Annotated in this window: 12 protein-coding genes and 1 other annotated feature; all 12 genes read right to left on the reverse strand. The window is 38.2% G+C overall.

Features of this window, described 5'->3' with window-relative positions; all coding sequences use genetic code 11:
* Positions 1-2: 2 nt before the first annotated feature.
* The 12 genes from hemA to LMOATCC19117_RS07920 all read right to left on the reverse strand — a co-directional run bounded on the left by hemA (position 3) and on the right by LMOATCC19117_RS07920 (position 14,416).
* Positions 3-1,310 (reverse strand): glutamyl-tRNA reductase, encoded by a 1,308-nt coding sequence (gene hemA, locus LMOATCC19117_RS07865; RefSeq protein ID WP_003734341.1) that lies wholly within the window; start codon positions 1,308-1,310, stop codon positions 3-5.
* A gap of 127 nt (positions 1,311-1,437) precedes the next feature.
* Positions 1,438-2,022, reverse strand: coding sequence for a ribosome biogenesis GTP-binding protein YihA/YsxC (gene yihA / locus LMOATCC19117_RS07870; protein ID WP_003723242.1), 585 nt, complete (start codon positions 2,020-2,022; stop codon positions 1,438-1,440).
* A 107-nt stretch (positions 2,023-2,129) separates the two neighbouring features.
* Positions 2,130-4,052, reverse strand: coding sequence for a threonine--tRNA ligase (gene thrS / locus LMOATCC19117_RS07875; RefSeq protein ID WP_003725686.1), 1,923 nt, complete (start codon positions 4,050-4,052; stop codon positions 2,130-2,132).
* Positions 4,053-4,120: 68 nt separating this feature from the next.
* Positions 4,121-4,351, reverse strand: a binding site (T-box leader).
* Between the two features lie 50 nt (positions 4,352-4,401).
* Positions 4,402-5,325: a primosomal protein DnaI gene (dnaI, locus tag LMOATCC19117_RS07880; protein ID WP_003723244.1), complete on the reverse strand. Its 924-nt coding sequence runs from the start codon at positions 5,323-5,325 to the stop codon at positions 4,402-4,404.
* Between the two features lie 9 nt (positions 5,326-5,334).
* The gene (locus LMOATCC19117_RS07885; protein ID WP_003741050.1) at positions 5,335-6,711 is read right to left on the reverse strand and encodes a replication initiation and membrane attachment family protein; all 1,377 of its coding nucleotides are present in this window, start codon (positions 6,709-6,711) and stop codon (positions 5,335-5,337) included.
* 5 nt (positions 6,712-6,716) lie between these two features.
* On the reverse strand, positions 6,717-7,181 hold the full coding sequence (nrdR, locus tag LMOATCC19117_RS07890) for a transcriptional regulator NrdR (protein WP_003723246.1): 465 nt from the start codon (positions 7,179-7,181) through the stop codon (positions 6,717-6,719).
* A 77-nt stretch (positions 7,182-7,258) separates the two neighbouring features.
* On the reverse strand, positions 7,259-7,861 hold the full coding sequence (gene coaE / locus LMOATCC19117_RS07895; protein WP_003725689.1) for a dephospho-CoA kinase: 603 nt from the start codon (positions 7,859-7,861) through the stop codon (positions 7,259-7,261).
* A gap of 16 nt (positions 7,862-7,877) precedes the next feature.
* Positions 7,878-8,699, reverse strand: coding sequence for a DNA-formamidopyrimidine glycosylase (gene mutM, locus LMOATCC19117_RS07900; protein ID WP_003731156.1), 822 nt, complete (start codon positions 8,697-8,699; stop codon positions 7,878-7,880).
* Between the two features lie 23 nt (positions 8,700-8,722).
* Positions 8,723-11,350, reverse strand: a complete 2,628-nt coding sequence (gene polA / locus LMOATCC19117_RS07905; protein ID WP_003727386.1) for a DNA polymerase I — start codon at positions 11,348-11,350, stop codon at positions 8,723-8,725.
* A gap of 164 nt (positions 11,351-11,514) precedes the next feature.
* Complete coding sequence (gene icd, locus LMOATCC19117_RS07910; protein WP_003725692.1) at positions 11,515-12,777, reverse strand: NADP-dependent isocitrate dehydrogenase; 1,263 nt, start codon at positions 12,775-12,777, stop codon at positions 11,515-11,517.
* Positions 12,778-12,796: 19 nt separating this feature from the next.
* Positions 12,797-13,918, reverse strand: coding sequence for a citrate synthase (gene citZ, locus LMOATCC19117_RS07915; protein ID WP_003725693.1), 1,122 nt, complete (start codon positions 13,916-13,918; stop codon positions 12,797-12,799).
* A gap of 36 nt (positions 13,919-13,954) precedes the next feature.
* Positions 13,955-14,416: a DUF441 domain-containing protein gene (locus LMOATCC19117_RS07920; protein WP_003725694.1), complete on the reverse strand. Its 462-nt coding sequence runs from the start codon at positions 14,414-14,416 to the stop codon at positions 13,955-13,957.
* Between the last annotated feature and the right edge of the window lie 37 nt (positions 14,417-14,453).

Below are 14,453 nucleotides of genomic sequence, written 5' to 3' on the forward strand. Positions count from 1 at the left end.
CGTTAACTCCTCGTTTCGGCTTGTTCTTTTTCTATTACAGTAACATCTGTTTCACTCAACCCAAAAATACGTTTAAAATGTTCAATACTTGTAGTTGCATCTTCTTCTACAGACATTTCTTTTAATTCTGAGATAGGTTGTTTCAGCATTTGGTTTATAATGCTTTTCATATGTTTTCCAATTTGAATGTATTCGCGTTCTGTTAGTCCAGGAAGTTTATTTTCTAAACTAGTCATAGTAACTTCTTGCATATCTAACGCTTTTTCACGCAAAGCACGAATAATAGGGACGACGCCTAGTTGCTTTTCCCACTCGAAAAAGTTACGAACTTCTGCCTCAATAGTTTTTTCAAGTTCCAGAACGATTCGCTGCCGCTCTAATGAGTTCGCGCTAACGACCCCTGCCAAATCGTCAATGTCATATAAATGGAAATTGGGAATGTATGAACAATCATGTTCAACATTTCGAGGTAAACCGATATCAATTACAAGCATCGAACTCGCTTTTTGTTCCATCAAATCTTGCATAGCAGCTTGTTTAATAATAGGTTCTGCCGCACTTGTCGAAACGAGAACGATGTCTGCTAGCATCAAATGTTCATTCATATTTTCATATGCGCCCACTTTTGCTTGAAATTGATTTGCTAATAATTCTGCATTAGATTTAGTACGGTTGATGATGGTTATATCTGCAATGCCGCTCCCAGCGAGATTTTGCAAAGCGAGTTCACTCATTTCCCCTGCACCAACTAGCACAATTTTCTTATTGTCTAATGAACCATATAATTTTTTTGCAACCTCTACAGCGGCATAACTGACAGACACAGCATTTTCATTAATTTTTGTATGGTGGTGTACTTTTTTTGCGAAAGTAACTACTTCCCGAAAAAGTTTATTTAAAAGTGTACCTGTTGTAGCCGTTTGTTTGGCGATTTCGAATGCATGTTTTACTTGTCCGAGGATTTGCGTTTCTCCCAGTACTAACGAATCAAGTCCCGCGGTTACTTTATATAAATGATTGACAGCATCTGATTCTTCATGGAAAAACAAATAAGGTTCGATTTTTTCCATATCCATTTGAAACCAGTTAGCCATAAAGCGTTTTAAGTAATATCTACCTGTATGTATTTGGTCAACAACCGCAATAATTTCTGTTCGATTGCACGTTGAAATAATAACATTTTCGAGGATACTTTTTTCCTGCTGTAATGTTACTAAGGCCATTTCTTCTTCGCTTTCTTTAAAAACTAATTTTTCGCGGATGTCGATTGGTGCTGTGTGATGATTCAGCCCCATGGTGAGAATAAACATTCGATAATCCTCCTAAAATTAAATTGAACTCTAATACATTCTACCACTTTTCGATGTGTACACCAAATAGTCCGTTTATGTATTTAGACGGAAAAAAGAGCTGGATTTTTCATTCCAACTCCTTCTATTATTCCATTCCTTCTTTGATAAACTGCCATGCTTCGTCTTTTCCCATTTTTGTTTCAGAGGAAAATAAGACAAATTTGTCATCAGGATCAAAATCAAGTGTTTCTCGCACAATTTTAGCATTTTTTTGCCATTTACTGCGTGGTATTTTGTCTGCTTTCGTTGCTACGACGATAACAGGGATGTCGTAATACTTCAGAAATTCATACATCATTCGGTCATCTTCTGTAGGTTTATGGCGCAAATCTACAATTTGGATAACACCACGAAGTTGCTCACGAGAAGTAATATACGTTTCAATCATCACGCCCCATTTTTCGCGTTCTGTTTTCGAAACTTTAGCGAAACCATAACCGGGTACATCGACAAAGAAAAGTGCTTCTTCAATTTTATAAAAATTTAGTGTTTGTGTTTTTCCTGGTTTTTGTGAAATTCTTGCCATACTTTTGCGGCGAATCATCGTATTAATAAAAGATGATTTTCCAACGTTTGATCGACCTGCAAGTGCATATTCTGGAAGGTCTGTCTCGGGATATTGCTCTGGTCGAACAGCGCTTATTATTAGTTCTACATTATTTACATCCATAATTTTCCATCCTGTTCTATTCATTATCTTTTACTAGTATAACGGAAAAAGAGGAAAAAAGCACCATGAAAAAATACTGCCCCCTTTAAGAGACAGTATTTTCGTGATTAATATTTGCTTACTTCAGCAACAACTTGTGCGATAAATGCATCTAAATCCATTGTTTCAGAGTCTTTAGAGCCGTAACGACGAACGTTAACAGAACCAGCCTCTACTTCTTGGTCACCTAATACTAAGGCATAAGGAATTTTCTTTGTTTGTGCTTCACGGATTTTATATCCTAATTTTTCATTACGATCATCCACTTCAGCACGAAGTCCAGCGCGTTGTAATTTATCTTGTACACCTTTTGCATAATCTAAATGTGCATCTGCATTAACTGGAATAAGTTCCATTTGTACTGGAGCTAACCAAGTTGGGAAAGCACCTTTGTATTCTTCGATTAGATATGCGACAAAACGTTCCATTGTCGATACAACTCCACGGTGAATGACAACTGGACGATGTTTTTCGCCATCTTCGCCAATGTAAGTTAAGTCAAAGCGTTCTGGAAGTAAGAAGTCAAGTTGTACAGTGGAAAGTGTTTCTTCTTTTCCTATTGCAGTTTTCACTTGAACATCTAGTTTTGGACCGTAAAATGCAGCTTCACCTTCTGCTTCAAAGTAATCCATTTCCATTTCGTCCATGGCGGATTTAAGCATGGCTTGCGCTTTTTCCCACATAGCATCATCGTCAAAATATTTTTCAGTATTTTTCGGATCACGGTAGCTTAGGCGGAAGGAGTAATCTTTAATATCAAAGTCTTTATATACTTCTAAAATTAGCTCTACAACCCGTTTGAACTCATCTTTGATTTGGTCAGGGCGAACAAATACGTGTGCATCATTTAAAGTCATTCCACGAACACGTTGAAGTCCTGAAAGCGCCCCACTCATTTCATAACGGTGCATCATACCAAGCTCGGCAATACGGATTGGTAGTTCACGGTAACTATGGATATCATTTTTATAAATCATCATGTGATGCGGGCAGTTCATTGGACGTAAAACTAGTTCTTCGTTGTCCATTTTCATTGTTGGGAACATGTCTTCATGGTAATGATCCCAGTGGCCGCTTGTTTTATAAAGCTCAACATTAGCCATAATCGGAGTGTAAACGTGATTGTAACCAAGGCGTTCTTCTTTATCCACAATGTATCGTTCGATAACGCGTCGGATAGTCGCACCTTTTGGCAACCAAAGTGGTAAACCTTGACCAACTTCAATACTATTTGCAAATAAATCTAGTTCTTTACCTAGTTTACGATGATCACGTTCTTTCGCTTCTTTTTGCATTTGGATAAATTCTTTTAAGCCATTTTTATCGAAGAAAGCTGTGCCATAAATGCGTTGTAGCATTTTGTTGTTACTATCGCCACGCCAGTATGCACCAGCCACGCTAAGTAGTTTGAACACTTGAATTTTACCAGTAGAAGGAACATGGACTCCGCGACAAAGGTCGAAAAATTCACCTTGTGTATAAATTGTCACTGTTTCATCTTCTGGGATTGCTTCGATAAGTTCTAATTTATATTGATCTCCAATTGCTTTGAAACGTTTAATTGCTTCTTCGCGAGAAACAACTTCGCGCTCAATTGGAACATTTTCACGCACAATTTTTTGCATTTCTTTTTCAATTTCAACAAGAGATTCATCGCTAATAACTGCCTCTGTATCAATATCATAATAGAAACCAGATTCAATCGCTGGGCCAACACCAAATTTCACATCTGGATAAAGGCGTTTCAATGCTTGAGCCATTAAATGAGCTGTACTGTGACGCAAAATACCAAGCGCATCTTCATGGTCTGGTGTTACGATTTCGATTGCTCCGTCTTCGTGGATTGGTGTTACTAAATCAAGTAACTCCCCGTTTAATTTACCTGCGAGTGCTTTCTTTTTTAGCCCTGGGCTGATAGAAGCAGCAATATCTGCTGTTGAAACGCCTGGCTCGAATTCTTTTACTGCACCGTCTGGAAATGTGATTTTCATACTAATCTCTCCTTTTCTTTTTTTAGTGTGGTTAGGAGGGCAAAATAAAAAACCCATCCCTCCTGTTGTCAAGGGACGAGTTTATGCTCGTGGTTCCACCCAAGATTCAGAAATAGCTAAAAATAACTACTTCACTCTTGTCGCTTATAACGGAGCGATCCGTCTATTATTACTAGTTAAACACGTTCCTAATAGAAGTTCCAAGGTGGTCCAAATTTAAGTTCCAATAGAAGGTTCCCAGCTAGCCCTTCCTCTCTAAAATTTTCCGTTAAATTGGTTGTCCTTTTCATCACTTTGTTTTATATTACTTCAAATTATAAGCCCGATTAAACATATTTGCAAGTACTTTTTAGAAACGGCGATTTTTCCCTTCTAAGTTAACCTCTTTCGACAAATAGCGCACCCGTTCCATGATTCGGCGAGCTTTTAGTTTTTCTTCCGTACCATTTTGGGCAAACATTAAATGATTTTCTAGTTGATCCATGTTGTAATTTGATGAGAAGAAAGTTGGTAATTCCTCTTGCATCCGGAATTGTAAAATCGCACCCAACACTTCATCACGCGTCCAAGCGGTCATCGATTCTGCGCCAATATCATCGAGCATCAATACTTCTGTTTCTTTCGCAAATTGAATTTTTTCACCGACTGTATTGTCAGAAATAGACTGTTTCACTTCGCGCATGAACTCGGGTAAATAAACAAGTGTTGATGAGATTCCTTTCAAAGCTAGCTCTTTTGCAAGGGCTCCAAGTAAGTAGGATTTTCCGGTTCCAAAGCTACCATGAATAAATAAGCCTTTGACACGCTCGCCACTTTTTGGAGGGTAATTATTTAAGAATTGATACGCTTCCACAAGTGCCAATTGACGCGATTCTTCATCCGTGTAAAAGTCCGCTAAGTTCGCGTCCACTACTTGCTTAGGCATATAAAGAGAACGAATTCTTCGCTCAACTGCACGGCGTTTATCTTCTTCTATTTTCTCTTTCGTCGGATAGTAGGTGACAGTGATGAATTCCCCATTAAGAACAAGTTTTGGTGCATAACCAGGCATTAAAGTTTCTTCCTGTTCCGTGAATTTTTTGTGTTGCGTCATAAATTCATATAAATTAGACAAATTTTGATTAACTAATTGCTCGGTAACCTCTTCTTTGTGCTCTTTGAAAAAGTCTTGAATTGGTTGATAATGGAGAACTTGTTGTTTTAAACCTTGGTATTCTTTTTCAAAGTCGCGGCCTTCAAAAAGCTGTCCTAATGTTCTTTCGATGTTATCCATCTTCTTCACCTACCTTTTATTTAGTCGTTCTTTAATTTCACGAACTTGTTCTTCGAGTGTTTGTTTTTCTTTATCTGTCATTTTATTTTCGGCTGGAGCAACTTGCTCCTTATCAAACCAATCCGGCAAAATTTCTTTTCGCGTTGTTTTTTGATAATTTCGGTTGTAATTATTCGTTTTTGGTGTGGCTGGTTCTTCTTGAAGTCGTTTGTATTTCTCGTGCTCTTGCCACGCTAGATCCATTGCTTCTTTTGCTGTTTTTACATTTTTTCGTTTCCAGTGAGCAGCGATCGTCATCATGTAATTTTTAGAAAGCTTCCGGTCAAGCCGGAGTAACACGTACTCAATCAGCACATTCATCACAGGAACTGGTAAATTTTGCTGGTTCATGACTTCTTCTACAACGCGCAAATCGGTTTCAGCGGGAACTGCCCCGTCTGAAATGTCTACCAAAAGTTGAAAAGGCGTGATGCTTTCTAAATATACTTGCAGCGCTTCTTCATCATTTAACGATTCTTCTGGTTCTTTATCGACAGGCGTTTCCTGCTTCATTTGCAGTTTTGGCGGCGCACCGTGTTCGATGGTGTAGCCTTCACGAACGATTTTACGCAAATAAACGATGTCGATTTCACCATTTGCATCAAGCGCACGATACAAATAACTCGGCATATCTTTTTCAGAAACTTGATAAATCCCGTGAAGTTTTAATATCGTTTGGCGTACTTCTTTTGTTATCTTTTCGCGAGCAATCATTCCCGGTGAAAGCAAGCTCAAAAACAAATTAAAGTCAAAACTCGCGTCATCAAATTCAATTTCTTTTGGCGTCACTTTGTCTAGTAACTTTTGACTAGTTTCAGTCGTAACTGCACTACTACCACCTTTAAACGGTTCGAAAACATCTTGAAACGAACGAGTGATTTCGCTATATGTAGCTGTGTCAAATGCCTCGTCTGCGAAAAAACGACGCAAACGTTGAAACTGCGCATTGCCAATTTTGCTATATAAATAAATATTTAATAGACCATCCGAAAAAAACTTTTCTGGTGATAACGGTGGCAAGATTTCGTAAATATAAAAGCGTTGATCGTTTTCGGTCTTCACATAACTCTTTAAAAGACCTAAGCCTTCTAATTTTAGCCTTGCCTCGAATAACGCTTTCAAACTAATATCAAGCATATTTAAAAGTTGGACGTGCGAATGCGCTTCTGACCAAAGTCTGTTTTCTTCGACTTCTGTGAACAGTGTTTGATATAAAGCAAGACATTCCGCCCCCATTAGCGGTTGATATAACATCGTAATAATTTTTCTGTCGGCGCCGGTCAAGATTCCACTTGCTTTTACTTGATAGCTGTCTACCGCTTGAAGCTCCATCCAAAATTCCGTCAATTTACTCACCTATCTTTATTTTTTTCCATTAAATCTTTTAACTCTTCGACAAACACACTAATATCTTTAAATTGGCGATACACCGAAGCGAAGCGCACGTAGGCTACTTCATCGAGATTCGCTAATTTATTCATCACTTTTTCACCAATTAAGTCAGACGCGATTTCACTGTCTCCAATATTTCGCAGTTCACGTTCTACCTCATTGACAATTTCTTCAATTTGTTCAGCGCTAACTGGTCGTTTTTCACATGCTCTTATTAAGCCGCGTCGCACTTTTTCACGAGCGAATTCTTCTCTTGCTCCATCTTTTTTCACAACTATTAAAGGACTCTCTTCTACCTTTTCAAAAGTAGTAAAACGAAATCCGCATTTTTCACATTCACGCCGTCTTCGGATGGAATTGCCATCATCTGCCGGTCTTGAGTCTACAACACGTGTACCATTATATTGACAAGTAGGACATCTCACAAAAACTCACTCCTATCTCTAGCTTTCTCTATCTGTTTATTTGTATGCCTCATTATACCATGTGAAAGTAAGGGTGGCTATTTGTTCTTTACAAAACGCTTGATAAATGTAAGAACTTGTTTTTGTGTCTTTTCAAGTGATTCATTATTATCGATGACAAAATCAGCTTTTCTCGCCTTTTCATCGATTCCCATTTGGCTTTCAATTCTTCTTAATGCATCTTCTTTTGTTAGATTATTTCGCTCCATCAGGCGTTTTAACTCTGTTTCAGGGGTGGTCCAAACAACAACTATTTTATCCACCAACGATTCTAAATGACTTTCAAACAAAAGCGGAATATCGAAAAAGACAAGCTCCTCTCCTGCTTCAAAAAAACGTTCGCGCGCTTCCAACATATAGTCTTTCACACGTGGATGCGTAATTTCATTTAACTTTTCACGCTTTTCCTTATCTTTAAAAATAATTTCTCCTAATTTAGCTCGATTTAATGTGCCATCTGCAAGTAAAATTTCTTCCCCAAAATAAGCAACGATTTCTTTTAGTCCTTCTGTGCCACGCTCCACTACTTTTCTAGCAGCAATATCTGCATCTACTAATGGAATACCCGCTTGCTGAATCATGTTACTCACTGTTGATTTCCCTGTTGCTACACTTCCTGTTAATCCAATCGTTTTCCCCATGATTTCAGCTCGCTTTCTATTTTTGGCAATTCGGGCAAAAATGTGTCCCGCGTCCGTTTAATTTAATTTTTTCAATTGGCGTTCCACAAACAACACACGGTTCGTCTGTTTTGCCGTATACTTTTAATTTATCTTGATATTGTCCAAGCTTCCCTTGCGAATTTACATATGTTCTGACAGTGGAGCCACCAAGTGCTACAGCTTCAGTCATAATACTTTTCGTCGCTTCAAAAATACGTTTGATTTCTTTGTCTGAAAGTGAGTTAGCTGCTCTTTCCGGGCGCACTTTTGCTTCAAAACAAATTTCATCCGCATAAATATTTCCTACTCCGGCTACTAACTTTTGATCAAGTAAAGCCGTTTTGATGGCGCGGCTTGTTTTTTTTACACCAGTCGCAAAATCCGTTAATGTAAAGGCTTGCGTCAGCGGTTCTGGGCCAAGCTTTTTAATCGACCGCGTTTCACCCTCACCGTATTTATTTGTTACTTCCATCGTGCCAAATTTTCGCACATCTAAAAAACGCAATTCCGTGTGATCTTCAAAATGAAAAATAATATGCGTATGCTTGCTAACCTCTTCCTTTTCATCCATTAACCGAAATTTACCTTCCATTCGTAAATGCGATAAAATCGTACAGTTGGTTAAGTCAAAAAGTAAGAATTTACCACGACGGCGTACACCCTCTATTTCTTGCCCGACAAGCATATGCACAAACTCATCGGGTGGTGTTGATACAATCATTTTTGGAACACGAACAATTACTTGATCTATTTTTTTACCTGGGACTAATTCTTGTAAAGTTGCGCGGACATTTTCTACTTCCGGCATTTCTGGCATATATAAACTCCCCGTTTCTCTATTTATTTCGCGTCGTACCAAGTGTCACCAAATGCGCTATCTACTTTTAGCGGTACAGAAAGCTCTACTGCATTTTCCATAACATCTGGGACAATTTCTTCTAATTTAGCGATTTCAGCTTCAGGCGCCTCGAAGATTAATTCATCGTGTACTTGTAGTAATAATTTTGCTTCTAATTTTTCAGATACTAAACGCTCGCTCATCAGAATCATCGCTTTTTTGATAATATCAGCGGCACTACCTTGAATAGGCGTGTTCATCGCCGTTCTTTCTGCAAATCCGCGAACATTAAAATTACGACTGACAATCTCTGGAATATACCGACGACGATGTAAAATGGTCTCTACATAGCCTTTTTCTTTCGCAAAACGAACGATATCTTGCATATATTCTTTCACAGCTGGATAGCTCACAAAATAACGATCAATAAAGTCTTTTGCTTCTTTACGCGTAATACCAAGGTTTTGCGAAAGCCCATAATCACTAATTCCATATACAATACCAAAGTTTACCGCTTTAGCCTGACGACGCATTAATGAATCCACTTCGTCTTGCTCAACATGAAACACGTCCATCGCCGTTTTCGTATGAATATCATAATCGTGCTTAAATGCATAAATTAAATTTTCATCTTCCGAAATATGTGCTAAGACTCTCAGCTCTACTTGAGAATAATCGGCTGAAAACATTTTCCAACCTGGTTTACTCGGTACGAAAACTTGTCTAATTTTCCGTCCTTCTTCTAAACGAATAGGGATATTTTGCAAGTTCGGATCAACTGAACTTAAGCGTCCTGTTTGCGTTAATGTTTGGTTGAAACGTGTGTGTACTTTATGTGTTTCTTTATCTGTCACTTTAAGCAGCCCTTCGATATAAGTGGACTGAATTTTACCAAGTTGACGATATAACAAAATTTCATCAATAATCGCGTGTTTACCAGATAAACTTTCCAGTACATCGGCAGCCGTTGAATAACCTGTTTTTGTTTTCTTGACAGCTGGGAGACCAAGCTTTTCAAATAAAATCACACCTAGTTGTTTCGGTGAATTAATATTGAATTCTTCGCCGGCTAGAGAATGGATCGACTCTTCCAATGTTTTCAGTCTACCCGCTAGCTCCACTTTCATATTCTCTAGACGTTCTGTATCTACACTAACCCCTTGCATTTCCATTTCTGCTAATACAAAAGTTAGAGGTAGCTCAAGGTCTTCCATCAAAGCTAGTTGTTCATTTTCTTCTAAATCATCAACTAGTCTTTTCTCTAAGTCAGCAATAGCCACTGCTTTTCTAGCTAAGTGTGCCGCAACAATGCTTTCTTCAGGAGTGCTACGTTTAGCACCTTTTCCGTAGACTGCTTCATCTGTTTCTACTTCTGTGTAATCATGTCGTATTGCAACACTTGTAAAGTCATCAATCGAATCAGATGGATTTAGCAAGTAAGATGCTAACATGATATCAAAGGTGATACCAGAAATGGCCAAACCAATGCGGTTCATTGCAACCATTGTTTTCTTCGCATCGTACACTACTTTTGTTTGATCACTTTCTACCCATTTGCGGAATACCTCACTACTTTCGGCTGTTTCTTTTGTAAAGAAATACGTCCCTTGGCTAGAATGTACTGTTAATCCAATGAAATTAGCTGTATGGTAATTATCGTTTTCTAGCTCCACATAAAGCGCGGTTTTCCCACCAAAATGTTTTTCTTTTAATTCTGTTACGATTTCAAAAGACAACTCTTTTAGTTCTTTCGTTTCTTCTGGTGTATCTCCCTCGATATTTTTCAAAAGTGTTGTAAAATTCATTTCTTTTAATAAAGGGATAACTTTTTCTGTTTGATAGCCGTCGTATTTCGTGCTTTCGACCGTGCATTCAATCGGTGAATCCACATTGATTGTAGCTAACTCTTTACTTAAAATAGCTAATTCTTTATTTTCCAGTACTTTTTCTTTTAGTTTTTTACCGGAAATTTCCTCGGCATGCTCTAACACACTTTCCACCGTTCCACCAAATTCATGTAAGAGTTTTAAGGCAGTTTTTTCACCAACGCCTGGAATACCAGGAATATTATCGGAGGAATCACCCATTAAGCCTTTCATATCAATGATTTGTTCAGGAGTCAGATTGTATTTTTCTTTTAGTGTTTCTGGTGTGTTGGTTTCCATATCGGCTATGCCTTTTTTAGTAATATAAACCGTTGTTTTTTCAGAAGCTAATTGCGTTAAGTCGCGGTCTCCGGTAATGATTGCTACTTCCATTCCATCTGCTTCTGCTTTTTTCGTCAATGTTCCGATAATATCATCTGCCTCGTAATTGGCAAGTTCATATTGCGGGATATCATACGCCGTTAAAAGTTCTCGGATGAATGGAAACTGTTCAGATAACTCACTTGGGGTTTTTTGACGTCCGCCTTTATAACCTTTAAATGTTGTATGCCTGAAAGTTGTTTTTCCAGCATCAAATGCAACGAGCACATGGCTAGGTTTTTCTTTTTCGAGTACATTCATCAACATCATTGCGAAACCATACACCGCATTTGTGTAAACACCTTTATCATTATTTAAAAGCGGTAAAGCATAAAAGGCGCGATTCGCAATACTATTTCCATCAATTAATACTAATTTATTCACAGGGATATCCTCCTCGATATTGTCATTCACTTGTGTCTATTTTACCATAGGAACATAAAAACAAACCACTTATCCGAATGGGATTAAATGGTTTGTTTTAAAAACGTATATTTATGGTTAAAAATAAAAATACAGACTAGTTTTAGAAGTTAAAATGGATTGTTTTAGAAATTTTTTATTAATTCATCTGCAAATTCCGAACATTTAACTTCTGTCGCACCATCCATTAATCGAGCAAAATCATAAGTTACGGTTTTCGCAGCGATTGTTTTTTCCATTGACTGATTAATTAATGCAGCCGCTTCACCCCAACCAATATGTTCAAGAAGAAGTGTCCCAGATAAAATAACTGATGAAGGATTCACTTTATCAAGACCTGCATATTTCGGTGCAGTACCATGCGTCGCTTCGAAAATTGCATGGCCAGTTAAGTAGTTAATGTTTGCTCCTGGAGCAATACCGATTCCGCCTACTTGAGCAGCAAGTGCATCAGAAATGTAATCTCCATTCAAGTTCATTGTAGCAACTACATCAAATTCAGCCGGGCGAGTTAAGATTTGTTGCAAGAAAATATCCGCAATCGAATCTTTGACTAAAATTTTCCCAGCAGCAAGCGCTTCTTTTTGTTTCGCATCAGCAACTTCTGTTCCTTCTGCTTCTTTAATGCGATCATACTCATTCCAAGTAAATACTTTATCGCCATATTCGCGTTCACATAAGTCATAGCCCCAATTTTTGAAAGCTCCTTCTGTGAATTTCATGATATTCCCTTTGTGTACAAGCGTTAATGATTTACGACCTTCTTTAATTGCATATTCAATCGCCGAACGCACTAAACGCTCTGTTCCCTCTTTGGAAATTGGCTTAATACCAATACCAGAAGTTTCCGGGAAACGAATTTTGTCAACGCCAAACTCAGATTTTAAGAAGTCGATTAGTTTTTTTGATTCTTCGCTGCCTTCTTTAAATTCAATCCCTGCATATATATCTTCTGTATTCTCACGGAAAATGACCATATCTGTGTCTTCCGGACGTTTCACCGGTGAAGGAACGCCTTTGAAATAACGAACTGGACGTAAACAAACATATAAATCTAACTCTTGGCGCAGGGCAACGTTTAACGAACGAATGCCTCCACCGATTGGAGTAGTAAGCGGTCCTTTAATAGCAATCAAATATTCATCAATTGTATCTAAAGTCGCTTGTGGTAACCATTCTCCTGTTTGTTTAAATGCTTTTTCACCAGCTAATACTTCTTTCCAAGCAATTTCTTTTTCGCCATTGTAAGCTTTTTTTACTGCGGCATCTAAAACGCGTTTTGCAGCTGCCCAGATGTCTGGACCAGTTCCGTCCCCTTCAATAAAAGGAATGACTGGGTTGTTTGGTGTTTTGAGCACACCGTTTTCTACTTGAATTTTTTGACTCATAAAGTTTGTTCCTCCTCGATTAAATTCGTTCTTCTACAGGTAAATAACTTCTATTTTCAGGTCCAACGTAAATTGCACGCGGACGAATAAGACGATTATCACGGTATTGCTCGAAAATGTGTGCTAACCAACCAGATACACGACTTACAGAAAACACAAGCGTAAACAAGTCGCGGTCAATACCAAGCGCATGATAAACGGAGGCTGAATAGAAATCGACATTCGGTTTTAAGTGTTTCAATTCCCAAACAGATTCTTCTACTTGCAGCGAAATATCAAACCATTTCTCTTCGCCTTTTTCAGCAGTTAACTTTCTGGACATTTCACGCAAATGTTGCGCACGAGGATCTCCGCCGCGATAAACACGGTGACCAAATCCCATAATCTTTTGCTTCGTATCAATTTTTTCTTGAATGTAATTACGCACATCACCAGCTTGGTCAATTTCTTCTAACATATCAAATACGCGTTCATTGGCACCACCATGAAGCGGGCCTTTCAGCGCACCGATTGCAGCTGTTACGCCGGAATAAACATCCGAAAGCGTTGCCACACAAACTCGCGCTGTAAAAGTAGACGCATTAAATTCGTGATCAGCGTGCAGTACGAGCGCTTTATTCATTGCTTCTACTGATAATGCATCTGCTTCTTCTCCTGTAATCATATATAGGAAATTTGCTGCCATATTTAAATCTTCTCTCGGTGGAATTGGATCGAGTCCGCGACGAATTCTGGAAAAAGCGGCAACAATGGTTGGCATTTTTGCTTGAAGTCGCAAACCTTTACGGTAAACTGCTTCCCCGTCGTCTAATTCAGCTTCTGTATCAAATACACCGAGCATAGAAACTGTAGTTCTTAAAACACTCATCGGATGTAATTTTTGGTGATTTTGCATTCTTAAGCTCGTAATGATTGTTTCAGACACTGCCATATTTTCTTGGATTTCTCGTTTAAATTTTTTAAATTCATCTTTATTCGGCAAACGTAAATGCCATAATAAGTAAATCACTTCTTCAAAAGAAGCGTTATTTTCCATTAAATCGTCAATACCATAGCCAACATAAGTTAACATATCATCAATGATAGAGCTAATGGAAGTTTCAGCAACATATACATTTTCTAAGCCTTTAGATAACGTCATTTCATTTCCTCCTTTTATCCTTTTTTACGTATGTACTTATTTTATGAATGCAACTAACTGCATTGCCATGTACGCAATACCAGCTGCAATTACTGGTCCAGCAGCAATCCCTCTAAAAAGCACCACTGCTAAAATGGTCCCGAATACTAGTGAGACAGTCACTTGTGGATCAACGGCCATATAGCCTACACCTTTTTTCGCTAAGATAGAAACGGCAATTCCTGCACCAAGGCCAATCCAGCCAGCTGCCGATTTGAAAGAATCAATTAAATCTTTAAAACCGATTTGACCAGTTGCGATTGGAATTAAGATAGCAACCGTAATAATCGTTACACCCCAATTTATCCCTTTTGCTTGAATCATTTCCATTGCTTTGCCATCGACGTGAAATAACTTCAACAAAATAACGACAGCTACAGCAATGATAAGCGAATTATTTTTTGCTATAAGTCCGAGAAGTAAAAAAAGAAGTAAAAACAACATACTTTCCGTAAACATATTAAGTCACCTTTCAATATCACGCATCTAGGAAGCG

It is taken from the genome of Listeria monocytogenes ATCC 19117 (assembly GCF_000307025.1).
In the GTDB taxonomy this organism is placed as follows: domain Bacteria; phylum Bacillota; class Bacilli; order Lactobacillales; family Listeriaceae; genus Listeria; species Listeria monocytogenes_B.

Coding starts and splice junctions, on each gene's coding strand:
- hemA (WP_003734341.1), bottom strand. CDS start 1,310: ATGTTTATTCTCACCATGGGGCTGAATCATCACACAGCACCAATCGAC.
- yihA (WP_003723242.1), bottom strand. CDS start 2,022: ATGGATGTAAATAATGTAGAACTAATAATAAGCGCTGTTCGACCAGAG.
- thrS (WP_003725686.1), bottom strand. CDS start 4,052: ATGAAAATCACATTTCCAGACGGTGCAGTAAAAGAATTCGAGCCAGGC.
- dnaI (WP_003723244.1), bottom strand. CDS start 5,325: ATGGATAACATCGAAAGAACATTAGGACAGCTTTTTGAAGGCCGCGAC.
- coaE (WP_003725689.1), bottom strand. CDS start 7,861: ATGGGGAAAACGATTGGATTAACAGGAAGTGTAGCAACAGGGAAATCA.
- mutM (WP_003731156.1), bottom strand. CDS start 8,699: ATGCCAGAAATGCCGGAAGTAGAAAATGTCCGCGCAACTTTACAAGAA.
- icd (WP_003725692.1), bottom strand. CDS start 12,777: ATGAGTCAAAAAATTCAAGTAGAAAACGGTGTGCTCAAAACACCAAAC.
- citZ (WP_003725693.1), bottom strand. CDS start 13,918: ATGACGTTATCTAAAGGCTTAGAAAATGTATATGTTGCTGAAACTTCC.
- LMOATCC19117_RS07920 (WP_003725694.1), bottom strand. CDS start 14,416: ATGTTTACGGAAAGTATGTTGTTTTTACTTCTTTTTTTACTTCTCGGA.